We start from the raw sequence: 23135 nt of genomic DNA on the forward strand, positions 1-23135 counted from the left end.
GACCGTTGACTTACTTTTTTGGGGAATACTTAGCTCCAGCGGTATTCCCTTTTTTTAGAATCTATACTCCAACCTTTTCCAAACCTAATTGACAATTCACCCATTTCATTGAAGGATACTCTGCATGTCTTAATTACAATAGCTCGATAAAAATGAATACATCTTTAGCTAATCAAACTTATGTTCCAGATATTTTAGGCACAGGTTACGAACAGCTCACACTTAGTTTTCCTGATGATTATGAAGGGAAAGTTGTAGCAACCTTAGTGCGTAAAAAAGCCGCTCAATCTACTCAAAAAGCCGTGCTGTATATTCATGGTTTTTTAGATTATTTCTTTCAAACCGAAATGGCTGAGCAATTCAATGCTCATGGTTATGACTTCTATGCACTTGATTTAAGAAAATATGGCCGCTCAAAGCTGCCTCATCAAATTTTCTATAATGTGCTTGATTTAAATGAATACAACGCCGAAATTACTCAAGCATTACAGATTATTGGCGAAGAGCAACACACTCAGGTTTTACTCGCAGGGCATTCAACTGGTGGTTTGACAGCAACGCTTTATGCTGCCCATCATCCAGATCATCCTCTTATTAAAGCGCTATGGGCAAATAGTCCGTTTTACGACTTTAATTTAAGTCTAGTTGAAAAGAAATTTGGTATTCCAATGCTCAGTCGAGTAGGAAAATATCTACCAAAAGTTAAATTTCCAAGCCAATTAAACAAATGGTACACCACCAGTCTTCACAAGCAGCTCAAAGGTGAATGGGAGTTTAACCTTGACTGGAAACCAACCTCTGCCCCTACAGTTCAGCTCAGCTTTGTACATGCGATTCATACGGCACAAAAAGAGATTCACCGTGGGGTTAAACTGAACGTTCCCGCACTGATTATGCATTCGCATCAAACTAAAAACCCAAAAAAATGGGGACCAGATGCAACTCAAAGTGACGTGATTTTAGATGTTAATGACATTGAAAAACATGGTAAAAAAATTAAAGGTGATGTCTCGGTTGTCTCTATTCACAATGGATTACATGACTTAGTCCTTTCGGCCCAGCCAGTACGAGAACAAGTCTATCAACAATTGTTCCAGTGGCTGGATCAAAAAATTACTTAACTAAGCTTAGGTGAGTCAAGGTATTTCACCAGCAGTTGATGCGCAGGATGTTCACTCGGTAAGAGCTCCATAAGGCGTTCTACCGCATCAATTGCTTCAGGGAAATGAGCTAAATGCTTAAGTAATAAATCTGTTTCTTGAGTTTTAAAAATCGCATCGCTCAAGCGTGACTCAAGGCAATCGCGCCATGCACACAAAAACGGACTTTCAGTTTTTGCCAGAAATACACCTGTGTAAAGCTTTAAAGCAGAGGCCGCATATCCCGCATCGAGTGCTTGTTCCGCTTGTAAAAAATCGGCCTCTACATGTACAAGTAAACGATATGGACGAGAACCAAGTAAACCACCCAAAATATCTCGTAGTTGAGACATTTCAGCTTTAAGTGTGCCCATGCTTACTTTACGTTCGCCATAGAGCGCCTGATAAAGATGCTCTAAAGTTAAACCATGCGGACATAGTGCCAATATGGTTAAAATTTCAATTTGACGCGGCGTTAATAATAAACTTTTGCCATTAAATTTAACTTGCGGTGTCGAAAATGCACGAATATGTAATTGCTGGCGCTGCTGCTCTAACAAAGCAGACTGAATAATGGATGCACAACGTTCAGCGGCCAGAATTCCTAAACTATTATGGTTCTTCCAAGTGGTTGATAAATCAACGACACCAAGGGTTTGTTTTGAGTATGGATCGATAATCGGTGCGGCATAGCAAACCCACTCATGAATCGATTCCATATAATGTTCATTTGAAAAAACACAGCTTGATTGTTGAGTTTTTAAAGATAAAGCCAAGGCATTGGTGCCCACAAATTCTTCACGCCACTGACCACCTTGTACGAAATGTACACGCTCAGCAGCACTTTGCATTTGAGCACTTGGTGCCGTCCAGATAATCGTACTGCCAATATCACCGACAGCAATTACCATTGAAGATTGCTCTGCAATATGACGTAAGTCATCGGCACATTGGCTTAAAGCCATATCTAAAGCATTTTGTGAAGCAGTTTTTTTCTCGACTAATGGAGCAGCAAAACGCTCTTTAGGAATCGCGGCAGAAGCCGATCGTTCCCACGAGCTTGCAATACTTTGGCCGAGTTTGGCAGCGTTCTGAGGAGAGAGACTATTTTGCGTGCGCAGTTGATCAATCAACGTCCGTTGCTGCAATAAATCCTTTTTTGTGAACATTTGTAAATTCCTTATATATCCACATTTCTATTCCAACCTTTCTCCAACCTTCTTCTTTATATCCTAATTATACAAAGTACGAAAGTACCTACTGACAGGGTTCTTGTTAGTCTTTAGTCCTAAAAAGCAAAGGAATATTTATATGCGCTATATCGATCCAAATCAACCAGGCTCAAAAGTTCAATTTAAATCACAATATGAAAATTTTATTGGCGGTGAATGGGTGGCACCTATAAAGGGTGCATATTTTGATAATGTATCTCCTGTTGATGGAAAAGCTTTCACACGTATTCCACGCTCTAGTGCCGAAGATATTGAACTCGCTCTAGATGCAGCACATAAAGCGAAAGCAACATGGAATAAAGCATCACCAACAGTACGCTCAAATATACTTTTAAAAATTGCCGATCGTTTAGAAGCAAATCTTGAAATGCTTGCGGTTGCAGAAACTTGGGATAACGGTAAAGCAGTTCGTGAAACTTTAGCAGCTGACCTTCCGCTCGCGATCGACCATTTCCGTTATTTCGCTGGATGTATTCGTGCTCAAGAAGGCGGAATCTCTGAAATTGATGAAGATACCATTGCTTATCATTTCCATGAACCACTCGGTGTAGTTGGTCAAATTATTCCATGGAACTTCCCAATTTTGATGGCAGCATGGAAACTTGCACCTGCTTTAGCAGCAGGTAACTGTGTTGTGATTAAGCCAGCTGAACAAACTCCAGTGGGTATTTTGTTGGTGGCTGAACTCATCCAAGACATTTTACCGCCGGGTGTACTTAATATTGTCAATGGTTTCGGTTCAGAAGTCGGCCGCCCGTTAGCTACCAACCCACGTATTGCAAAAATCGCATTCACAGGTTCAACCCAAACTGGACAAATGGTAATGCAATATGCGACTGAAAATATTATTCCAGTCACTTTAGAACTTGGCGGTAAGTCACCAAACCTTTTCTTCGAAGATATCATGGATAAAGAAGACGACTTCTTAGAAAAAACGCTTGAAGGTTTTGCTATGTTTGCCTTAAACCAAGGTGAAGTATGTACTTGCCCTTCTCGTGCTTTAGTACAAGAAAGCATTGCTGATCAGTTCTTAGAGATGGCTGTCGAGCGTGTAAAACGTATTAAAACTGGTCATCCACTTGATACTGAAACGATGATTGGCGCACAAGCATCTTTGCAACAACAAGAGAAAATCTTACGTTGTATTAACACTGGTCGTGAAGAAGGTGCAGAGCTATTACTTGGCGGTAGCGGCCGTAAAGAAGTAGGCGATGGTTACTATGTCGATCCGACTATTTTTAAAGGTCACAATGGCATGCAAGTTTTCCAAGAAGAAATTTTTGGACCTGTACTTGCTGTGACAACATTCAAAGACTTTGACGATGCAATTAAAATTGCCAATGACACCATGTATGGTTTAGGTGCAGGTGTATGGTCACGTTCAGCTCACATTTCGTATCGTGCAGGTCGTGCTATTGAAGCTGGCCGTGTTTGGACAAACTGCTACAACATCTACCCTGCACATGCTGCATTTGGTGGCTACAAGAAGTCTGGTATTGGCCGTGAAAACCATAAAATGATGCTAGATCATTATCAACAAACTAAAAACTTGTTAGTGAGTTATTCAACTAAACCAATGGGCTTCTTCTAAGTTTCGCACCAAGTTGATACCAAACTATCAACACTAGAAAGAAGTAAGATAATTAATTATATAAGAAGCCAGTAATTTAGATTGCTGGCTTCTTTATTTCCGATTGTTAAGCTTGAATTTTTATCATTTAGAATAAAAAAGCTCCATCTACTCTCTAAAGTGCTTCATTTAGGCATTGCTTTTGCATTGATTCATACAAACCCACTCGCAGGAGTATTGTATGAATCAACCAGAAACAGCTTCCGTTATTTCCTCAAAGACGGAAGTCTCGTCAGCAGAATATTTTGCTCAGCGTCAACTCAAACAAGGTACGGTTGGTTGGTTACTCCTGATTGGTTTAGGCGTAGCTTATGTGATATCGGGTGATTTTGCTGGCTGGAACTTCGGCATAGCCCAAGGTGGTTGGGGTGGGATGTTTATTGCCACTGCACTCGCTGCAATCATGTACCTATGTCTATGTCTTTCTATGTCAGAAATGTCCACCATGATGCCGACAGCAGGCGGCGGTTATAGTTTTGCGCGTGCTGCTTTTGGTCCTTTTGGAGGCTATTTAACAGGAACAGCTATTTTAATTGAATACGCAATTGCTCCTGCGGCGATTGCCGTATTTATTGGCGGTTATTGCGAATCTCTATTTGGTATTAATGGCTGGGTGATTTACCTCGCCTGCTATGCCATTTTTATGGGCATACATCTAAAAGGTGCCGGCGAAGCCTTAAAAATCATGTTCGCAATTACGCTTGTCGCTGCTGTTGCCCTGGTTGTGTTTATTATGGCAATGATTCCACACTTTAATGCACAAAATTTATTTGATATTCCAGTTGGCACAGCAGCTGGTGCAAGTCGTTTTCTACCTCATGGCTATTTAGGCATCTGGGCCGCAGTTCCCTTTGCAATCTGGTTTTTCCTTGCAGTTGAAGGTGTGCCATTAGCCGCCGAAGAAGCAAAAGATCCAGCAAAATCCCTGCCACGCAGTTTAATCGGAGCAATGCTCATCTTAACGGCCTTTGCCATGCTCATTTTATTCTTAGGTGCAGGTGCAGCGGGTGCAAGTACTTTACAAAACTCTGGCGCTCCCCTCGTCGATGCTCTGGTTAAAGTGTATGGCACTAATACTTGGCTTGCGACTTTTGTTAACTTTGTTGGTTTAGCAGGTTTAATCGCGAGTTTCTTTTCAATTATCTATGCCTATTCGCGTCAAATTTTTGCACTCTCTCGTGCTGGTTACTTACCTACTTCACTCTCTTTAACCAATAAAAATAAAGCCCCTTATCTCGCAATTATTATTCCAGGTATTATCGGGTTCTTGCTTTCACTCACCAAAGAAGGTGATTCACTCATTTTAATCGCTGTTTTTGGTGCCACCATTTCCTATGTATTGATTCTTTTATCTCACATCAAACTACGCCTATCTAAACCCGACATGCCTCGTCCTTATAAAACTCCTGGAGGAATCTTCACTTCAAGCATTGCACTGATTTTAGCAGTCGCTGCTGTGGTCGCAGGCTTTGTTGTTAATCCGAAAGTTTGGTTTATTGCTGCCGCTATTTATATCGTATTTATTGCTTACTTTTTATTCTATAGCCGTTATCATTTAGTGAAAGGTACACCAGAAGAAGAGTTTGCAAATATTAAAGCCGCAGAACAAGAACTATAAAAAGGATTCAACTATGAGTTATCGCAATATTGTCGCCAATCAACAGTATCACTTTGCTGACTTGAAGACCTTGATGGCAAAAGCTACACCGTTACGTTCAGGCGATGAGTTAGCAGGTGTAGCTGCCAGAGATGCAACCGAACATGTTGCGGCACAAATGACTTTGGCCGATGTACCGCTTAAAACTTTTTTAAATGAGGTTGTGGTCGATTATGAAACTGATGAGATTACCCGTTTAATTATTGATGAACATGATCTGGCAGCCTTTGCCCCTATTTCACACTTTACAGTAGGCGATTTTCGAAATTGGTTACTTGGTGAAGAAGCCACTGCTCAAAGCTTAAAAGCTTTAGCATCAGGTTTAACTCCAGAAATGGTGGCTGCAGTCAGCAAAATTATGCGCAATCAAGATTTGATTTATGTCGCCAGCAAATGCGAAGTGGTCACCCAATTTCGCAACACAATCGGTTTAAAAGGTCATCTTTCTACCCGTTTACAACCCAATCACCCGACCGATGATGTGCTCGGTATTTCTGCCAGTATTTTAGATGGTTTAATGTATGGCAATGGTGATGCCGTAATTGGCATTAACCCCGCCACAGATAATCTTCATAATTTGTCAGAGCTACTAAAATTACTTGATCATGTCATTCAGGAATATCAGATTCCAACACAATCTTGTGTTCTCACACATATCAGCTCAGGCATTCAACTTGCTGAAAAAAATGTGCCAATTGATTTAATGTTCCAATCAATCGCTGGTACCCAGCTAGCAAACGAAGGATTTGGAATTTCACTCGATTTACTACAAGAAGGATATGAAGCCACACTTGCACTCAAGCGCGGAACCATTGGACAAAACGTCATGTACTTTGAAACGGGTCAAGGCAGTGCCCTATCCAGCAATGCACATCACGGAGTGGACCAACAAACATTAGAAACTCGCGCTTATGCAGTCGCCCGTAAATATAATCCGCTTTTAGTGAATACAGTCGTTGGTTTTATTGGTCCTGAATACCTTTTTAACGGTAAACAAATTATACGTGCGGGACTAGAAGATCACTTCTGCGGTAAGTTGCTTGGCGTGCCAATGGGCTGCGACATTTGCTATACCAATCATGCTGATGCCGACCAAAATGATATGGATGTTCTCCTTACTCTATTTGGTGCCGCTGGCATTAACTTTATAATGGGGATTCCGGGTTCAGACGATGTCATGCTCAACTATCAAACAACATCATTCCATGATGCCCTCTATTTAAGACAACTCCTCGGTTTAAAACCCGCTCCTGAGTTTTCAGCTTGGCTTGAACAGCAAGGTATTTTTAAACAACAAAACTCTCAAATCTGTTGGGCAGACCACATGCCCGACCAATTCTCTCGTCTGCTCATGAACTAGGGAGAACGCCATGAAACTGAACCGTGATATTGAATATCCATCCTCTACCCATCAAGATCAGTGGGAAAAACTTAAACAGTTTACTGATGCCCGTATTGCTCTGGGCCGTGCGGGTTGTAGCATTCCAACACGTGCCTTACTTGAGTTCCAGTTGTCGCATGCGCAAGCAAAAGATGCGGTTTATCAAGAGATGGATGTTTCCTACCTCTCGGAGCAATTAACGCAACGGCAGCTGCAAAGTCTTCATGTACAAAGTAATGCACCTAATAAGGAAATTTATCTTAAACGTCCAGATTTAGGACGTCAGCTTTCAGAACAATCAAAAGAAGCCTTAATTAAGAAGTATGCAGAAAACACGCAACAGTATGATGTTTGTATTGTGGTCGGTGACGGTCTCTCCGCAAGAGCGATTGAAGCGAATGCTATCTCATTCATTACAATGCTGAATGAACAAATTCAGCAAGAAAACTGGAGCCTTGCACCAATTACAATTGCGACAGGCAGTCGGGTTGCATTAGGCGATGAAGTCGCAGAAATCTTTAAAGCAACCATGCTTGTGATGCTAATCGGTGAGCGCCCTGGTTTAAGCTCTCCTGATAGTATGGGAATTTACTACACATGGAATGCATATTCAGGCTGCCTCGATGCTAAACGTAATTGTATTTCCAATGTCCGTTCAGCAGGCTTAAGTATTCCAGTTGCAGTGCAACGGTTAATGGCACTCATGAAAAAATCCAAACAACTTGGTTTCTCAGGAGTTAATCTAAAAGATGAGCATCAACTTTCAAATATAGATTTTGAAGAAACTCAAAAGCTATTATTTTAAGCAATGGAATATGCAAAGAGATTTATTGGAAAATAGATAATCCTTTGCATAACAATATTATCTTAACGAAAAATATCAATTTTCAGGTATTGACGATTTATACAGATATTTTCTTCTTTATATTTATCGCTATACTCCACCTATTGATCTTCTATGAATCATTTGTATGAACACAACAAACGCCTTCCCTAAAACTATTTATGCCATTCAGCATCTTGCTTTCGAAGACTTAGGTTCATTAGAAGATGTCTTTTATCAACTCGGATTTCGCGTCCGTTATTTTGAAGCAGGTGTAGATGATTTAACTGCTGCTTTTGCACACGATGGATTAATTATTATTTTAGGTGGTCCAATCGGGGTTTATGAAACTGAAGATTATCCATTTTTAAAAGATGAAATTGCTTTACTCAAACAACGTTTAGCAGCAGATAAACCTACACTTGGTATTTGCTTAGGTGCGCAGCTGATTGCCCATGCGCTTGGCGCAAAAGTATATGCAGGACATCAAAAAGAAATTGGTTGGGGACCACTGAGCTTAAGCCTACGTGCCAATCAGGTGTTATCTCCTTTGCTTAATAATGTCCATGTTCTACATTGGCATGGCGATACTTTCGACCTCCCTGAAAACGCGGTGTTATTAGCTAGTTCAGAGATTTATACCAATCAAGCATTTGAAGTTGGAAATAATATTCTCGCATTGCAGTTTCATATTGAAACAACAGAAGAAAATTTTGAGAAATGGTTAATTGGCCATACATGTGAACTTCGTAATGCCAAGATTTCGATTCAGAAACTTCGCGAAGAAAACTTACAATATGCTCAAGCACTTGAACATGCTGCATTTGAGGTTATTCAAAGATTCTTAAAAAGAATTGGTTATAGTGGATAAACTATAAAGACTGTAATGTGCGCGAATATTAAATTTTACCATTTGGTATGATTGCTTGCTTATTTTTCAAACAAAGAGAGTGCTATATTCGCCTTTAACAAACATTTAATAAAATTTTCAGTGTATTATTAATTTGTAACACAAAATATACGTTGATTTACTATGGATATCTGGAAATTTCTTAAAAGCTTTAATACGGTCAATACTTATTTATTGCTTTCATGTATTCTCCTTATAATCTTGGTTCTTTATTTTTATGTGATTAATCCAACCTAAGCTAATTTGCCAGGGATATTAATCATAAAGAAAAAGAAAATATGAGAAGACATCTAAAAAAAAGCCCAACTGAGTTGGGCTTTTTTATATCTGCTTTTTACTCACAACATATTGTTCGTCTTGCGAAAAAGTAAGAGATAATCAATCTCTTACTTTTTCTCAGGCTTGAAGCTATCTTTTAAATCGAGAATACGGTTGAAAACCGGTTTCTCTGGCGAATGATCATATTGATCAGCGACAAAATAGCCTTCACGCTCAAATTGGAAACGATCTTCAGGATTCGCTTGTGCCAAAGCTGGCTCAATGACAGCTTGTACCACTTTCAATGATTCAGGATTAAGATTTGCCAAGAAGTCATCGTCTGCATCAGGTGCGGCTTCAGTAAATAAACGATCGTAAATACGCACTTCAGCAGGAATCCCTTTAGTCGCAGATACCCAGTGAATCACGCCTTTAACTTTACGGCCTTCCGGATTCTTTCCTAGAGTTTCAGGGTCAATTGAACATTTCAATTCAATCACTTCACCATTTGCATCTTTAATAACTTCATCACATTTAATCACGTAAGCATGGCGTAAACGCACTTCACCGTCAGGAATTAAACGTTTAAAGCCTTTTGGCGGTACTTCTTCAAAATCTTTACGATCAATATAGATTTCCTTAGTTAAAGGAATCACACGATCACCCATATCAACATTAGGATGGCGAGCATGCGTAAGATCCATATCTTCAGGTAAATTAGTTAAAGTCACTTTAAGTGGACTTAAAACAGCCATACCACGCGCAGCAGTATTTTCTAAAGATTGACGAATACAGAACTCAAGCATTGCAACATCAACAATACCATCAGTTTTTGACACGCCTACACGCTTACAAAAATCACGTAAACCTTCAGGAGTAAAACCACGACGGCGCATACCGACTACGGTTGGCATACGTGGATCATCCCAACCATTTACATACGCACCTTCCACCAATTTACGTAATTTACGTTTTGATGTGATGGTGTAATCCACGTTTAAACGTGAAGATTCATATTGATGCGGAACAGCTTTAGATTTTACTTTTTCAACAATCCAGTCATAAAACGGACGGTGATCTTGGAATTCTAATGTACAAAGCGAATGGGTAATTCCTTCAATGGCATCAGACAATGGATGAGCATAGTCATACATTGGGTAGATTTTCCATTTATCGCCAGTTTGGTGATGCTCTGAATGTAATACGCGATATAAAATCGGATCACGCATATGTACATTTGTACTTGCCATATCAATCTTGGCACGTAAAACTGCTTCACCCTCTTTAAACTCACCGCTACGCATTTTTTCAAATCGAGCAAGATTCTCTTCAATAGAAGCATCACGGTATGGAGAGTTTTTACCTGGTTCAACAAAGCTACCGCGGTTTAACTTAATTTCTTCTGGAGATTGTAAATCTACATATGCATCGCCTTGTTCAATAAGTTGAACTGCCCATGCATATAATTGATCAAAATAACCCGATGCATAGCGTGGTTCACCATTCCAGTTAAAACCAAGCCATTTCACATCGTTAGCAATACCATCAACATACTCTTGTTCTTCAGCATCCGGGTTTGTATCGTCAAAACGCAAATTACACAAACCATCAAATTCTTCAGCCACACCAAAGTTTAAGCAAATCGCTTTTACATGGCCAATATGTAAATAACCATTTGGTTCTGGTGGAAAACGCGTTACGATCTGCTTTGCACGTCCCGTAGCCAAATCATCAGTAATGACTTGGCGAACAAAATCTAAGCCAGCCTGTTGTTCTTGCTGCGCAGAATCGACAGAGGCATGAGTATTCGGTGTCGGGTTATTAGGCAGGCTCGAGACAACATCATTAGGCTTCATAGTGTATCAATCACTTCTTTGTAGATAAATTTCGAAAAATTTAAACGCTATCTTCATTTTTCACAAAGATTTTAACGTTTTTTACTTGCCTTGTAGTTTACAGTTTGCTTATGCTTCTCTCAACCAAAAACCCATGGTCATAAGCCCATGTTTAGGAGATTAATGTAATGAGTTTTCCTCAAGTCGAATTAAACACCAATAAAGGTCGTATTGTTCTTGAACTAAATACTGAAAAAGCACCAAAAACAGTAGCAAACTTTTTAGAATATGTACGTGACGGTTTTTATGACGGCGTTATTTTCCACCGTGTCATTGATGGCTTCATGATCCAAGGTGGCGGGATGGATGAAAACTTCAAAGAAAAAGCAACTCGTGATTCTATCGAAAACGAAGCTGACAACGGTTTAAGCAATGATGTTGGTACGATTGCTATGGCACGTACTCAAGCACCTCACTCTGCTTCTGCACAGTTCTTCATTAACGTAAAAAATAACTCTTTCTTAAACCATACCTCTAAAACTGCTCAAGGTTGGGGTTATGCTGTATTTGGTAAAGTTGTTGAAGGTATGGATGTTGTTGAAGCGATCAAAGGTGTTCGCACTGGCAACCGTGGTTACCACGCTGACGTTCCTTTAGAAAATGTTGTAATCGAATCTGCTAAAATTATTTCTGAATAATTTTAGGAATAAGCTGTGACTTATCTGTTTATCTCTGATTTACACTTGTCACCTGAACACCCTCGACTTGTTCGAGGGTTTTTAGATTTATTGGTGCATTATCAAAATAAACAAACACAGCTTTATATTTTAGGTGACTGGTTTAACGCTTGGATTGGCGATGATTACTCAGCACCATGGCTCGATGAAATTGTTGAGGCATTAAAAGACTTTAACAAAAAAGGAAATCGGGTTTACTTCCAAGTAGGTAATCGTGATTTTGCCTTAAATCAGGTTTTCCTTAATAAATTTAACGGAGTACTACTACCTGACATTTATTATCTTAATATTGCTGGACATCAGTACCGTTTAGAACACGGTGATGCCCTATGTACAGATGATATTTCTTATCAAAGATTTAAGAAGATTATTCGAAATCCGCTCTTAGTTGCTCTTTTACGCCGTACACCACTGAGTTTTCGTACCAAACTGGTTAATGGCTTTCGAAAAAGAAGCTCCGCAGATAAACAGCAAAAAAGCTATGAAATTATGGATGTGAATAAAAAAGCCGTTATTTCTGCTTTAGAAGATGCAGATATACTGATTCATGGGCATACCCATCGCCCTTCACTTCATAAAGTAGAAGCTAAACAACGAATTGTTCTTGGCGATTGGCGTGAAGATCAAGCTTATATTTTGGAAATTGATCCATCTTCAAATACGCAACAGCTTGAATTGATTATCTGGAATTATTAACTAAAAATTAGTCACTTTTTATTTGAACTTTCAATTCTTTAATTTTGTTATTTAAATCAAAATTGTAAATCGCACACATACTGGCAATAAATACAAATTTCCAGCTTATATGTGCATGATTGTGATACTCAATGTATAAAATCAAAAGACTCAAAATAAATGCAAAAATGATAAAGGCTTTCACAATTCTAATTTCCCGCAGCTTACTCTTTGCATCTGTTGGCATTAAATCAATCATTTTCAATAGATTACTAAAACTTTATATGAAATTATATTTCTTTATCAAACTACACAGGAAATGTTTTTAAATAAAATAGCGTATGATGGCAAAGATTAAATTCTCTCAATTGCTATAAAACTGATATGGAGTAAAGTATGGATTTATTAAATACGGTTAAAAGTCGCTATACAACAAAAGCGTATGATTCTGAAAAGAAAATTCCTCAAGAAAAAATTAAGAAATTATTAGAAATTTTACGTTTTACCCCATCTTCAGTAAATATTCAGCCTTGGCACTTTGTAGTTGCAGATAATCTTGCAGCTAAAGAACGAATCGCAAAAGCATTAACAGGAAAGTATGCTTACAATGCTCCTAAAGTGCTTGAGTCATCACATACACTTGTATTCTGTACAAAAACGGATATTACATCTGAGTACTTAAATCAACTACTTGAGCAAGATGATTTAAGTGGCCGTTTTAAAGATGAAAAAGCAAAATTAGGTCAAAAAGATACTCGCCATGGCTACGTCGAGTTCTACCGAAATGAACAGAAAAATTTATTCGGGTGGATGGAAAATCAAACATTCATTGCTTTAGGACAGCTACTCTTTGCTGCTGGCTTAGAAGGCATCGATGCAACTCCAATGGGTGGATTTGATGAAGAAGTTCTAAATACTGAGCTCGGGTTAACTGAAAAAGGCTTACGAAGCTCTGTGATTGTTTCTCTAGGCTACCGCAGTGAAAATGACTTTAATGCTAAGCTTCCTAAATCACGTCTGCCAGATGAAGTGATTTTCACATATTTATAAAAATCTCTATAGTTCAAGAGATTCTATTCTCTTGAACTATCAAGCCATTGCGCTAGCTAAACAAACTACTCCACTTATTCCTAAAAGAATCCCCAAAATGGTAGGCCATTTTAATTTTTCTTTATATAAAATCACTCCGCTTAAAATTCCCAATAACACAACAAGAATATTCATGCTTGCAAAAACAATTGCAGGAGAATCTTTTAAAAGAATATGAGCTTTTACATATAAAGCAATATTTGAAAAATTGAGTATTCCTAATATTAATCCAGCTATCGTACTTTTAAACTGCCACTTTTGAGTCTTCTGTAGCAATAAATATGAAATCGACAATATAAAAGCAGTAATAAAAATAAGATTTAAAGTGAGTGCAAACTGCAGACCTAAACTACTTGTATATTTCAAGAGAATATCTACTGCTGCATAACCACACCATACACTTAAAAGAGCAAAGATCGCTTTTCGAGATTGGTGATTTGCTGAAGAATTGATTTGCCCAAATAATACGAGTAAGACCGCAGAAATCCCTAGGCCTACACCCCACAGTTTTAAGGTATTAAATTGTTCATGAAAAAAGAAATATGCCGCAAGTAAAGAAAGAACAACTGAAAGACGCTGTGCAAGTTCGGTTCTCACAATTCCTGCATACTCTAATGATTTAGCAAGACATAAAAAAATACTAGGTAAAATTATTCCTAAAGCAAAGATTAACCACCAAGGCGTATGTTGTATTGAAACATGTTGAATATCAGGCTGAAACCACCAAAAACAAAAAAGACTTGCGCTTGCATAGTTCCATGCAATCATTTGTAGTGGTTGATAACCTTTTCTCTTTAAATTTTTTAATAGGATAGATACCAAGACGCTGCTAAAAGCAGCAGCTAATATTAATAGCATTCATTAAAGCCCTATTTATTTAAATAAAATTAGTCATCATGGCAAATCATTCTCCATGACCAGTTAAATATTCTGAATCAACTTTTAAATACACATAAAAAAACCAGTCATTGTCTGACTGGTTTCTTTTTAAGATTTCAATTAACGATTATTTTCGTCGTCTTGACCATCTTCAAATTTAGAATCGTTGGCAAAACCACCTTGATGACCACCGAAACCACCTTGACCACCGAAGCCACCTTGACCACCGAAGCCACCTTGACCACCAAAGCCACCTTGACCACCGAAGCCACCTTGACCACCGAAGCCACCTTGAGCGCCACCGAAGCCACCTTGAGCGCCACCGAAGCCACCGCCTTGACCGCCGCCAAAGCCGCTACCTTGACCACCAAAACCGCCTTGAGTGCCGCCTTGTGCTGGGAAGCCTGTACCTTGAGCGCCTGCTGGACGAGGGTTACGTGCTGGAACAACAGTTGAAATCGCGTGTTTGTAAACCATTTGACTTACAGTATTTTTTAATAAAACAACATATTGGTCAAAAGATTCAATATGACCCTGTAATTTAATACCGTTCACAAGGAAAATAGAAACAGGGATACGTTCTTTACGGAGAGAATTTAAGAACGGATCTTGTAAAGTTTGACCTTTAGACATTTTTAACTCCAAAAAAAATTTTTAAATCAGCGCAAAAAAACTATCTTTATTTTTCAACTAAAAATTATAAAAAGACAGTGTGCAAATTTTGCTTTATCCATAAGAGTTTCGCAAGTCTTCTTTCGCCTGCTTTATCGTCAAGTAAGTTTTAAAATCGTGTATTTCTTGCAAAGAACGTAACCACGTATATTGACGTTTGGCAAGTTGTCGTGTTGCAAATAAAGCTTTATCCTCCATTTCACGTTTACTTTTGAGACTTAGATCACTTTTTAATAGAAATTCTAGTGCTTGTCGATAACCCACCGAACGCACTGAGGGTAAATTTTCATCTAAATCGTATTTTTCAATTAGAGCTTCAACTTCACTCAAAAAACCGATATCCCACATTTTGCTTAATCTTTGCTCAATGCGTTGATGTAATTCTACCCGATCTGGAAGTAAAGCGTAGTTATGAAATATGTATCGATATGGTACGTTTTTTGGTTGTTCTGCCTGCAATTTAGTAATTGGTTCACCGGTAATTTTATAAACTTCCAGTGCCCGAATAATTCTTTGCTTATCAGTTACATTAAACTTTATAGCGGCAGCAGGGTCTACAGAAACCAACTCATCATAAACTGCTTGCCATCCTTCATTTAGAGCTTTTTCTTCAATTGCAGCTCGAACTTGAGCATCAGCACTTGGTAGATTACCAGATAATCCTTCTAACAATGCCTTAAAATATAACATTGTCCCTCCTACTAAAATAGGAGTTTTGCCACGTGAATGCATTTCATCAATCAATTTACATGCATCTTCAACAAACTGAGCAGCTGAATAGACTTCCAGAGGAGTAATAATATCAATAAGATGATGAGGATAGAGTTCTTGCTCTTCACGAGTTGGTTTAGCCGTGCCGATATCCATATCTTTATAGACAAGAGCGGAATCAACAGAAATTAGCTCAAAATTTCCACGCTCGTATAATTCACATGCCAAAGCGGTTTTTCCGCTCGCAGTTGGTCCCATTAAATTGATGACGGGCAATTGATTTGACATGTAAAACTACTCTCCTCGAGCAAATAATTTATCTAATTGAGGTAATGGAAATGCACGCCAAGTTGGCCGCCCATGGTTACATTGGCTCGCAAATTCGGTTTGTTCCATTTGACGAAGTAAAGCATTCATTTCTGAAAGACTGAGTTGTCGATGTGCACGTACTGCTCCATGACATGCCATTCCAGCTAACAACTCATCTCTTTTTTGAAGTAATCCTTGTGCTTCATCATTTGGATCTAAATCATTTAAAAGCTCTGGAATAAGATTTTCAAAATCAGCTTTTTGTAATATAGCTGGCACACCGCGAACAATAACTTGCTCATCACCATATAAATCAATTTCCAAACCTAAGCGCTCAAGCTGAGGTTTTAATTCTTCGACCCTAACGGCTTGCATACGGCTAATGGAAATCACCTTAGGTATAAGCAATTGCTGAGATGTCCAAAATTCAGGTTTATCCCAAGCGTTTTTCATTTGCTGTAATAAAATACGTTCATGTGCCGCATGCATATCAACAATAATAAGCCCTTCGGTATTCTGCGCTAAAATATAAATTCCATGCAGTTGAGCAATTGCGATACCTAATGGAAATTCATCTACTTTAGCAACTGGCTCAATATCCTCATTTACCGAAAAACTAGTAGGTTGGTCGCGAAGTGGGGCTAAATAAGTTTTTAAAGCATTATTTAGTTGAGCAGAACCATTATATTTTGGTGTTTGATCTGCATAGTGAACAGCTTGCGGACGACTAGCGTTAAAATCAGTTAATAATTCTGTCGGTGCAGGCTGAGTTCGTGCTTCACTGTCAGAATTTAAAGTTTCATTTGCACGGTGCAATGAAAATTGCTCTTGATATTTGGGCTGAGGTTGTACTGAATAATCTGAGCTTTCATCCGCTTTCATCGCTTGAGCTAGATCAGCACTCGCTGTCTGAAATTGTGCGAGAGTTTCTTTTGCATAATGTCTTACAAACTCATGCACCTCTCTTTGATTTAAAAATCGAATCTCATGTTTAGTAGGATGGACATTGACATCAATATTTTCAGGGTCAACTTCTAAAAAAAGTAAATAAGATGAATGTTGATGACCATGTAAAATACCGTCATAGGCCATGCGTAGCGCATGCGAAATCGTTTTATCTTTGACAATACGACCATTTACATAGACATATTGCATATCAGCCTGTGCACGTGCATCTGAAGGATGACCAAGCCAACCTGATAAACGCATACTAATACTTTCAGCATCAATCCAATATGCATTTTGAACAAATTGTGAGCCTAATAATTGCTGAACTCGCTGAAAACGTAGCTCTCCGCTATCCGCTATAGGTAAATTAATTCTTATATTATCATTATGTTCAAGCACAAAACGTATATCGAAATGTGTTAGGGCTAGACGACGAACAATCTCTTCAATATGACCAAATTCTGTAGTTGGCTTTTTTAAGAATTTACGGCGAGCAGGAACATTAAAAAATAAGTCTTGAACTCGAATATGGGTACCCTTTTGCGCTGCAACAGCTTGTACCTCTTGATGATCAAATGCTGTTCCATTTACTTCAACTTGATGGCCGATACCACTTTCATCTTGGCTACTGGTCAAAGTCAATCTTGAGACAGCAGCAATCGAAGCTAAGGCTTCCCCACGGAATCCCAAACTCACAATCGCATGTAAATCTTCAGCAGTTTTAATCTTACTTGTGGCATGACGCATGACAGCAAGCGCTAAATCATCCGGATGAATACCATGCCCATTATCAATGATTTCGATTAAAGTCGAACCACCTTGAGCAATCCGTACAATCAGCTCAGTTGCACCTGCATCAATTGAGTTTTCTAATAATTCTTTGACCACAGAAGAAGGACGCTCAATCACCTCACCTGCTGCAATCTGGTTCGCTAACGCTGCGTCTAATGTATGAATACGACGTTGTGTTAGCTTTTCATCAGTCATGAAGCTGTTCCTGCAAAGTCTGATACAAATTTTCTGTTGGTAAAGTTAACATTACTAAACGAGTCAACTCATCATCTGACTTCTGAATGTCAATGATGATATCCGCTTGTGGAATTTCATCACCACCTTTAGAAGGCCATTCAAATAGAAATAACGCATCTGTGATATCTAAATAATCACGGATTCCCATTAATTCAAGTTCGTAGGGGTCATTCAAACGATATAAATCAAAATGAAAAATTTCTTTATCATTAATTTTATACGGCTCAACAAGCGTATAAGTTGGGCTTTTAACAGAACCTTTATGACCCAAAGCCTGTAAGAAATAGCGCGTAAGTGTGGTTTTACCCGCACCTAGGTCCCCAATTAAATAAATTACACCCGACTGAACATGCTGCGCCAAAGCTTGAGCTAAACGCTCAGTATCTTCTTCATGATTTAAGACCAATTTCAATGAATACGACATAGCACACATAACATGATTCAAAATAATCGATATGATAACATTGCCCTGCCTTAAAAGCCTACTTAAGCCCTAGAAGTTGGCTTTTTTTATATCAATTTTCTTAAATATTCACACTTTTTTATGTCTAGTCCAAACGAATTTCTACCGCCCATGATTGATGGAGTAAGTGCGAGTCAAGTCTATCTTCCTGTACAAACAGATGCTCAAACGATTTATGAGTATCTCTGTGGTCACTTTCCACATATTAAAACTGAAGAATGGGAACAAAGATTTCAGGACGGCCTTATATATGCAGCAAATGGGGATAAATTAACTTTAACCAGTCCGTATGTCGGCAACACCCATATTTTTTATTATCGCTTTCTTGCATATGAACCACATGTACCTTTTGAGCATCACATTTTATTTGAAAATGATGATTTACTGGTGGTCGATAAACCACATTTTTTAACAATTAGCCCGACAGGACAATATGTTCAAGAAACGCTTTTAGTACGGCTAAAAAAACAAACAGGCAATGAATTTTTAACCCCTATTCATCGCTTAGACCGCGAAACCGCGGGTGTTGTTCTATTTTGCAAACGTGTTGAATCGCGTGGTATATACCAACAATTATTTGCAGAGCGCCAAGTCAATAAAATTTATCACGCTATTGCAGCTTATAGAAAAGATTTAAATTTTCCTCAAACATTATATTTGCATTTAGATAAAGGCCATCCTTTTTATACTATGCAGGTTATAGAAAATGCGAAAGCCAATACCCAGACTGATATTGAGCTTATCGAGCACAATCAGATTTGGGCAAAATATCGCTTAACTCCTACAACGGGGAAACAGCACCAACTTCGAGTGCATCTTAATTATTTAGAAATTCCGATTAAAAATGATCCATTTTATCCAGTAGTTCAGCACAAAGCTGAAGATGACTTCTCGGAACCATTACAGCTTCTGGCTAAGCATATTTCATTTACAGACCCCCTCACAAAAGAGGGAATGTCTTTTAATTCCGAGTTTGAATTGACATTGTAATGTAACCGTAATGACAAAAAGATTATTTTTTATGCCAAAAAGCATTGAAATTACATTGCGATGGTTTAAAATAAATTCCTAAAAATTAAAATCATTTGGTTTTGTTATTCATGCGAAAAACAGAAGTTTATCAGGTTCGACTTGACTCCCAAGAAAAAAAGCAGGCTTTTGCTGTTTTTAAACAACTGGGAATTACCCCTGCCCAAGCAGTACGACTTTTTTTTAAACAGGTCGTATTAACTAAATCTATTCCTTTTGCTATCGAAAATCAGAATATTAATATGGAACAATTATTAAAACTGAGAAAAGCAAAAGCATCTTCATTAAACCAAAACTCATCAACTATAGCTGAAGATGATGACCATGAAGATTTATTTGAAGAGTTGAATGCACTTCTTGGTGAAAGCGACAAAACTTAACACTGTTGCATTTATAAACAAGTTTTAACGTCAAAAAGCTCTTTTTTTCGTTATGCTCTCTTTGTAAAAACATAATGATAAGTTACAAGGAGTGCCAAATGATCGTTAGACGAGCGACTTTTGAAGATTTAGAGCAACTCGCCGTTTTATTTGATGAATATCGCCAATTTTATGGGGCCTCTTCTAATTTTAATGAATCACTTCACTTCCTAAAACAACGTTTTGAGAATAGAGAAAGTGTGTTCTTCATTCATATTAAAGACGATAAAATTACGGGTTTTATTTTACTCTATTTAGGTTTTTCTTCAGTTGCTTGTTCAACTTACTATATTTTAGATGATGTATATGTTACGCCCGTTTTTCGTCGTCAAGGTTCTGCTAAACAGCTAATCGATACAGCAATCTTATTTGCAAAGCAAGAGAATGCTTTGCGGATTAGTTTGGAAACTCAAAGCAACAATCATGAATCTCATCGCTTATATGAACAAATGGGATTTATTCGAGATAGTGAGTTCCAAACCTTCCATTGTTTTCTCAAATGATATTTTGAGCAAGCTGTTTTTGTTGTTCAGATAAATAAACCCACTCACCATCTTCAAGTTCAGGTAAAACCAATTGCCCGACTTGATGGCGATGTAATGCTTCTACTTTATTTCCCACAGCTGCAATCATTCTTTTTACTTGATGATAAACACCTTGATGAATCGTCATGGTTAATTGATGCGTTTCTAATATCGCTACATCCGTTGCAGAGAAAACACCTTTTTCTTGATGTAGGCTCACGCCTTGGCTCAGCATTTCAATTTGCTCAGGTGTAACCGGATCTATGGTCGTAACATGATAAACCTTTGGAACATGCTTACGGGGATGAGTTAAAGCTTGAAGATATTTACCATCATCGGTAAGCAAAAGTAAGCCTGTTGTATCTTGATCTAGACGGCCAATGGCTTGCACACCACGTTGAATCATGATTTCCGGTAAAAGGCTAAACACGCTTTGATGATGGTGAGGTTGGTGTGAACATTCAAAACCTTTCGGTTTTTTTAGCGCAAGATAAACTTTTTCTCGATATTGATAAGTTTCCCCGAAAAGAGAAAATTCTAAATTTTCTGGAGAGAATTGCTTTTTAAGGTCACTTACAACCTCTCCATCAATACTTACAGATCCATTTTTTATTAACTGCTGACAATATTTACGAGAACCAAACCCTTGTGATTGTAAAATTTTTTCCAGCAGCATGAAGTTTTCTCATTAGAACTAAGCTGTTATTTTAACGTAGTTTCCATTTTTTACTAAACACTACTCGCTACTGTTTTCATCTACTTGAACTAGCTCGCACCCTTACTCTTCAACGACTCGATAAATATTTTCGTTCTGTTCGCTTTCAAATAATAATTCGGTAGTAGGCAAAATAATTTCATTATCAACAATAATATGCTCAATACGTTGGCTTAGCTTTAAAGATTCATTTTCATGTTCCACTAAATTTTTCTTTAGTTGTGCTTTTGCATCATGAATCTTATCAAACTGATCTTTGATCTTGATATCTATAATGTCCATAAAAATATCCCGTACTCATGAGTAATGACTATTTTTATATCATAATTTTTAAACACTATAATTTTTAACTTGTTAATTTATATAACATTGTGTCCAAGCGTAACCAAAAATTAAAACTCCTTATCATTGAGAGATATACACTCAATTTTTAATTAAGAAGAGCTGAAATCAGCTGTATCTTTTAAAGCTTTCACATTCCAACTCTTAAATATTATACAATTCCATTTATTTATAATGCCCTCCGCTCGCCATGCTTGCCCAATTTGATGTTAATTTAGTTGTTCTACTCGTTCTGCTTGTCTGCGGCTTATTAAGTCAAAATGCAGCTGTAACTATTGCAGCAGGTGTGTTGATTGTCGTTAAAATCACACCATTAAATGAGTTTTTCCCTTATATTCAAGCTCATGGTCTTAATTTAGGAATTCTTATTTTAACCATTGGCGTACTCACTCCAATTGCCAGTGGGAAACTCAGTGGAGAGAGTATTTTAAAATCCTTTATTAGTGTTAAGTCTATTATGGCTATCGCAATTGGCCTGTTAGTCGCCTGGCTAGGTGGTCGCGGAGTAAAACTAATGTCGAGCCAACCTGACGTGGTTGCAGGTTTACTCATTGGTACAGTTGCTGGCGTCGCCTTACTCCGTGGTGTACCAGTCGGTCCTCTAATTGCAGCAGGCTTACTCTCTTTATTTATTGGCAAATAAAAAATCAACATGAAAAAGGTGCAATAAAGCACCTTTTTAAGACTTAGGCTAAATTATTTTTTAGCCAGAGTAATAGGCGTTTCGTTTTAAAGAGAACTTTTCCAACTGCTTTAAAAAGCCTTCAAAATAACTTTTCTCTTTTTCTTCAGTTCGGTAGCCTGCATATAAAGTTCGTCTTAAACCTGTAGGAGAAACACAATCTAAACGACGACTAGTAACCCATCCCTTTTGTTCATATTCATTGACTACCCAATCAGGTAAAGCAGCAATACCTCGTCCACTTGCAACGAGTTGAATAAGCATTTGAGTTAAATCTGTTGTCCGTATTTGTTTAGGCTGAATATTCGCGGGGATGAAAAGTTTAGACATAATATCTAAACGGTGCTTATCAACCGGATAAGTAATTAAAACTTCTTCGGCCAACTCTTGAACTGTAATATTTTCAGCCCGCACCAAAGGGTGAGTATTTGATAAGACTAACCGTGACTCATATTCAAAAATCGGAAAATACTCAATTCCTTTTAACGCAATTGGATCAGCTGTAATCAGTAAATCAAATTCTGCATTTTGTAAGAGTTCATGTGGATTAGCTTCAAACCCCGTAGCAAAGTCTAAATCGACGTCAGGATATTGCTGGCGATACTGATTTAATAAAGGCATTAACCAGTCAAAGCAACTATGGCATTCCGATGAAAAAATAATTCTACCTGTCTGTCCATGCACAATGCGTGTGATATCACTATGTGTAATCTGGATTTGTGGTAAAACATCATCAGCCAATTTTAATAAACGCTGTCCAACATTAGAAAAACTAACAGGTCTACTTCGACGATTAACTACTTCCACCCCGTACCAATGATCTAATTCTTTTAATTGATGGGAAATAGCAGATGGCGTCAAACAAAGGTCATTAGCTGCGGAAACTAATGAACCATGCTCACGTAAAGCAACTAAAGTTTTAAGGTGGCGTATTTCTAACATGGGCCCAAGCCTAAAAAACAGATTTATCTATAAATGGATAAAGCTCATCTTTGCTTTTCCATAAAACTTTCGACAAATCTTTATTAATGAATTTTATTCACTTTA

The 23135-nt window shown here is 38.0% G+C and carries 24 protein-coding genes; 13 read left to right on the forward strand and 11 right to left on the reverse strand.

What is annotated here, in order from left to right:
- Positions 1-152 precede the first annotated feature (152 nt).
- On the forward strand, positions 153-1121 hold the full coding sequence (locus J655_RS08085) for an alpha/beta hydrolase (RefSeq protein ID WP_032005528.1): 969 nt from the start codon (positions 153-155) through the stop codon (positions 1119-1121).
- Here the strand turns inward: J655_RS08085 and J655_RS08090 are convergent.
- On the reverse strand, positions 1118-2308 hold the full coding sequence (locus J655_RS08090) for a helix-turn-helix domain-containing protein (protein ID WP_032005526.1): 1191 nt from the start codon (positions 2306-2308) through the stop codon (positions 1118-1120). The genes J655_RS08085 and J655_RS08090 overlap by 4 nt on opposite strands.
- Positions 2309-2450: 142 nt before the next feature.
- Between J655_RS08090 and J655_RS08095 the strand changes: the two genes are divergently transcribed.
- The 5 genes from J655_RS08095 (at position 2451) to J655_RS08115 (ending at position 8733) form a co-directional block, all read left to right on the forward strand.
- The gene (locus tag J655_RS08095; RefSeq protein WP_002119354.1) at positions 2451-3962 is read left to right on the forward strand and encodes an aldehyde dehydrogenase family protein; all 1512 of its coding nucleotides are present in this window, start codon (positions 2451-2453) and stop codon (positions 3960-3962) included.
- Positions 3963-4182: 220 nt separating this feature from the next.
- Positions 4183-5619: an ethanolamine permease gene (gene eat / locus J655_RS08100; RefSeq protein WP_032042657.1), complete on the forward strand. Its 1437-nt coding sequence runs from the start codon at positions 4183-4185 to the stop codon at positions 5617-5619.
- Positions 5620-5632: 13 nt separating this feature from the next.
- Entirely contained in the window at positions 5633-7018 is a 1386-nt protein-coding gene (locus J655_RS08105) for an ethanolamine ammonia-lyase subunit EutB (protein WP_005046422.1), read from the forward strand.
- Between the two features lie 10 nt (positions 7019-7028).
- Positions 7029-7844 carry an ethanolamine ammonia-lyase subunit EutC gene (gene eutC, locus J655_RS08110; RefSeq protein WP_032005524.1) on the forward strand — a complete coding sequence of 272 codons (816 nt, stop codon included), beginning with the start codon at positions 7029-7031 and terminating at the stop codon, positions 7842-7844.
- A 166-nt stretch (positions 7845-8010) separates the two neighbouring features.
- On the forward strand, positions 8011-8733 hold the full coding sequence (locus tag J655_RS08115; RefSeq protein ID WP_032005522.1) for a glutamine amidotransferase: 723 nt from the start codon (positions 8011-8013) through the stop codon (positions 8731-8733).
- A gap of 425 nt (positions 8734-9158) precedes the next feature.
- Here the strand turns inward: J655_RS08115 and J655_RS08120 are convergent, their stop codons facing one another.
- Entirely contained in the window at positions 9159-10886 is a 1728-nt protein-coding gene (locus tag J655_RS08120) for a glutamine--tRNA ligase/YqeY domain fusion protein (protein WP_017385407.1), read from the reverse strand.
- Positions 10887-11053: 167 nt separating this feature from the next.
- Between J655_RS08120 and J655_RS08125 the strand changes: the two genes are divergently transcribed.
- Positions 11054-11563 carry a peptidylprolyl isomerase gene (locus J655_RS08125; RefSeq protein ID WP_002122280.1) on the forward strand — a complete coding sequence of 170 codons (510 nt, stop codon included), beginning with the start codon at positions 11054-11056 and terminating at the stop codon, positions 11561-11563.
- Positions 11564-11578: 15 nt separating this feature from the next.
- Positions 11579-12298 carry a UDP-2,3-diacylglucosamine diphosphatase gene (locus tag J655_RS08130; RefSeq protein ID WP_032005520.1) on the forward strand — a complete coding sequence of 240 codons (720 nt, stop codon included), beginning with the start codon at positions 11579-11581 and terminating at the stop codon, positions 12296-12298.
- Between the two features lie 7 nt (positions 12299-12305).
- Here the strand turns inward: J655_RS08130 and J655_RS0104255 are convergent, their stop codons facing one another.
- Positions 12306-12536, reverse strand: coding sequence for a hypothetical protein (locus J655_RS0104255; protein WP_032005518.1), 231 nt, complete (start codon positions 12534-12536; stop codon positions 12306-12308).
- 137 nt (positions 12537-12673) lie between these two features.
- On the opposite strand from J655_RS0104255, the gene nfsB reads away from it, so the two are divergent.
- On the forward strand, positions 12674-13327 hold the full coding sequence (nfsB, locus tag J655_RS08135; protein ID WP_014207095.1) for an oxygen-insensitive NAD(P)H nitroreductase: 654 nt from the start codon (positions 12674-12676) through the stop codon (positions 13325-13327).
- Between the two features lie 39 nt (positions 13328-13366).
- Here the strand turns inward: nfsB and J655_RS08140 are convergent, their stop codons facing one another.
- From J655_RS08140 to tsaE, 5 genes are all read right to left on the reverse strand, one after another.
- Complete coding sequence (locus J655_RS08140) at positions 13367-14224, reverse strand: DMT family transporter (protein ID WP_032052244.1); 858 nt, start codon at positions 14222-14224, stop codon at positions 13367-13369.
- Positions 14225-14365: 141 nt separating this feature from the next.
- Entirely contained in the window at positions 14366-14878 is a 513-nt protein-coding gene (gene hfq, locus J655_RS08145) for an RNA chaperone Hfq (protein WP_032052245.1), read from the reverse strand.
- Positions 14879-14971: 93 nt separating this feature from the next.
- Entirely contained in the window at positions 14972-15916 is a 945-nt protein-coding gene (gene miaA / locus J655_RS08150; RefSeq protein ID WP_032005515.1) for a tRNA (adenosine(37)-N6)-dimethylallyltransferase MiaA, read from the reverse strand.
- Between the two features lie 6 nt (positions 15917-15922).
- Positions 15923-17872: a DNA mismatch repair endonuclease MutL gene (gene mutL / locus J655_RS08155; protein WP_032005513.1), complete on the reverse strand. Its 1950-nt coding sequence runs from the start codon at positions 17870-17872 to the stop codon at positions 15923-15925.
- On the reverse strand, positions 17865-18338 hold the full coding sequence (tsaE, locus tag J655_RS08160) for a tRNA (adenosine(37)-N6)-threonylcarbamoyltransferase complex ATPase subunit type 1 TsaE (RefSeq protein WP_032005511.1): 474 nt from the start codon (positions 18336-18338) through the stop codon (positions 17865-17867). Before tsaE ends, mutL begins: the two co-directional genes overlap by 8 nt.
- Before the next feature lie 120 nt (positions 18339-18458).
- On the opposite strand from tsaE, the gene J655_RS08165 reads away from it, so the two are divergent.
- The 3 genes from J655_RS08165 (at position 18459) to J655_RS08175 (ending at position 20328) form a co-directional block, all read left to right on the forward strand.
- Entirely contained in the window at positions 18459-19367 is a 909-nt protein-coding gene (locus J655_RS08165) for a pseudouridine synthase (protein ID WP_032052246.1), read from the forward strand.
- Positions 19368-19477: 110 nt separating this feature from the next.
- Positions 19478-19786 (forward strand): type II toxin-antitoxin system RelB/DinJ family antitoxin, encoded by a 309-nt coding sequence (locus J655_RS08170; protein WP_005068595.1) that lies wholly within the window; start codon positions 19478-19480, stop codon positions 19784-19786.
- 98 nt (positions 19787-19884) lie between these two features.
- Positions 19885-20328, forward strand: coding sequence for a GNAT family N-acetyltransferase (locus tag J655_RS08175; RefSeq protein WP_002122286.1), 444 nt, complete (start codon positions 19885-19887; stop codon positions 20326-20328).
- Here the strand turns inward: J655_RS08175 and J655_RS08180 are convergent.
- Together J655_RS08180 and J655_RS08185 are read right to left on the reverse strand one after the other, a co-directional pair.
- Positions 20321-21025, reverse strand: coding sequence for a pseudouridine synthase (locus J655_RS08180; RefSeq protein WP_017480869.1), 705 nt, complete (start codon positions 21023-21025; stop codon positions 20321-20323). The two genes, J655_RS08175 and J655_RS08180, sit on opposite strands and share 8 nt — an antisense overlap.
- Positions 21026-21127: 102 nt before the next feature.
- Positions 21128-21346 (reverse strand): hypothetical protein, encoded by a 219-nt coding sequence (locus tag J655_RS08185; RefSeq protein WP_002122273.1) that lies wholly within the window; start codon positions 21344-21346, stop codon positions 21128-21130.
- 250 nt (positions 21347-21596) lie between these two features.
- Here J655_RS08185 and J655_RS08190 point away from each other — a divergent pair, with 250 nt between their 5' ends.
- On the forward strand, positions 21597-22049 hold the full coding sequence (locus J655_RS08190; RefSeq protein WP_017480868.1) for a DUF441 domain-containing protein: 453 nt from the start codon (positions 21597-21599) through the stop codon (positions 22047-22049).
- Positions 22050-22109: 60 nt separating this feature from the next.
- On the opposite strand, the gene J655_RS08195 is transcribed toward J655_RS08190, so the two are convergent.
- Entirely contained in the window at positions 22110-23030 is a 921-nt protein-coding gene (locus tag J655_RS08195) for a LysR family transcriptional regulator (protein ID WP_032052247.1), read from the reverse strand.
- Between the last annotated feature and the right edge of the window lie 105 nt (positions 23031-23135).

Origin of the sequence: Acinetobacter sp. 1294243, assembly GCF_000588015.1 — a bacterium.
Taxonomy (GTDB): domain Bacteria; phylum Pseudomonadota; class Gammaproteobacteria; order Pseudomonadales; family Moraxellaceae; genus Acinetobacter; species Acinetobacter pittii.

What these genes read in the sequence shown, in the direction of transcription:
- J655_RS08085 (WP_032005528.1), top strand. Translation starts at nt 153, where the DNA reads ATGAATACATCTTTAGCTAATCAAACTTATGTTCCAGATATTTTAGGC.
- J655_RS08090 (WP_032005526.1), bottom strand. Translation starts at nt 2,308, where the DNA reads ATGTTCACAAAAAAGGATTTATTGCAGCAACGGACGTTGATTGATCAA.
- J655_RS08095 (WP_002119354.1), top strand. Translation starts at nt 2,451, where the DNA reads ATGCGCTATATCGATCCAAATCAACCAGGCTCAAAAGTTCAATTTAAA.
- eat (WP_032042657.1), top strand. Translation starts at nt 4,183, where the DNA reads ATGAATCAACCAGAAACAGCTTCCGTTATTTCCTCAAAGACGGAAGTC.
- J655_RS08105 (WP_005046422.1), top strand. Translation starts at nt 5,633, where the DNA reads ATGAGTTATCGCAATATTGTCGCCAATCAACAGTATCACTTTGCTGAC.
- eutC (WP_032005524.1), top strand. Translation starts at nt 7,029, where the DNA reads ATGAAACTGAACCGTGATATTGAATATCCATCCTCTACCCATCAAGAT.
- J655_RS08115 (WP_032005522.1), top strand. Translation starts at nt 8,011, where the DNA reads ATGAACACAACAAACGCCTTCCCTAAAACTATTTATGCCATTCAGCAT.
- J655_RS08120 (WP_017385407.1), bottom strand. Translation starts at nt 10,886, where the DNA reads ATGAAGCCTAATGATGTTGTCTCGAGCCTGCCTAATAACCCGACACCG.
- J655_RS08125 (WP_002122280.1), top strand. Translation starts at nt 11,054, where the DNA reads ATGAGTTTTCCTCAAGTCGAATTAAACACCAATAAAGGTCGTATTGTT.
- J655_RS0104255 (WP_032005518.1), bottom strand. Translation starts at nt 12,536, where the DNA reads ATGATTGATTTAATGCCAACAGATGCAAAGAGTAAGCTGCGGGAAATT.
- nfsB (WP_014207095.1), top strand. Translation starts at nt 12,674, where the DNA reads ATGGATTTATTAAATACGGTTAAAAGTCGCTATACAACAAAAGCGTAT.
- J655_RS08140 (WP_032052244.1), bottom strand. Translation starts at nt 14,224, where the DNA reads ATGCTATTAATATTAGCTGCTGCTTTTAGCAGCGTCTTGGTATCTATC.
- hfq (WP_032052245.1), bottom strand. Translation starts at nt 14,878, where the DNA reads ATGTCTAAAGGTCAAACTTTACAAGATCCGTTCTTAAATTCTCTCCGT.
- miaA (WP_032005515.1), bottom strand. Translation starts at nt 15,916, where the DNA reads ATGTCAAATCAATTGCCCGTCATCAATTTAATGGGACCAACTGCGAGC.
- mutL (WP_032005513.1), bottom strand. Translation starts at nt 17,872, where the DNA reads ATGACTGATGAAAAGCTAACACAACGTCGTATTCATACATTAGACGCA.
- tsaE (WP_032005511.1), bottom strand. Translation starts at nt 18,338, where the DNA reads ATGTCGTATTCATTGAAATTGGTCTTAAATCATGAAGAAGATACTGAG.
- J655_RS08165 (WP_032052246.1), top strand. Translation starts at nt 18,459, where the DNA reads ATGTCTAGTCCAAACGAATTTCTACCGCCCATGATTGATGGAGTAAGT.
- J655_RS08170 (WP_005068595.1), top strand. Translation starts at nt 19,478, where the DNA reads ATGCGAAAAACAGAAGTTTATCAGGTTCGACTTGACTCCCAAGAAAAA.
- J655_RS08175 (WP_002122286.1), top strand. Translation starts at nt 19,885, where the DNA reads ATGATCGTTAGACGAGCGACTTTTGAAGATTTAGAGCAACTCGCCGTT.
- J655_RS08180 (WP_017480869.1), bottom strand. Translation starts at nt 21,025, where the DNA reads ATGCTGCTGGAAAAAATTTTACAATCACAAGGGTTTGGTTCTCGTAAA.
- J655_RS08185 (WP_002122273.1), bottom strand. Translation starts at nt 21,346, where the DNA reads ATGGACATTATAGATATCAAGATCAAAGATCAGTTTGATAAGATTCAT.
- J655_RS08190 (WP_017480868.1), top strand. Translation starts at nt 21,597, where the DNA reads ATGCTTGCCCAATTTGATGTTAATTTAGTTGTTCTACTCGTTCTGCTT.
- J655_RS08195 (WP_032052247.1), bottom strand. Translation starts at nt 23,030, where the DNA reads ATGTTAGAAATACGCCACCTTAAAACTTTAGTTGCTTTACGTGAGCAT.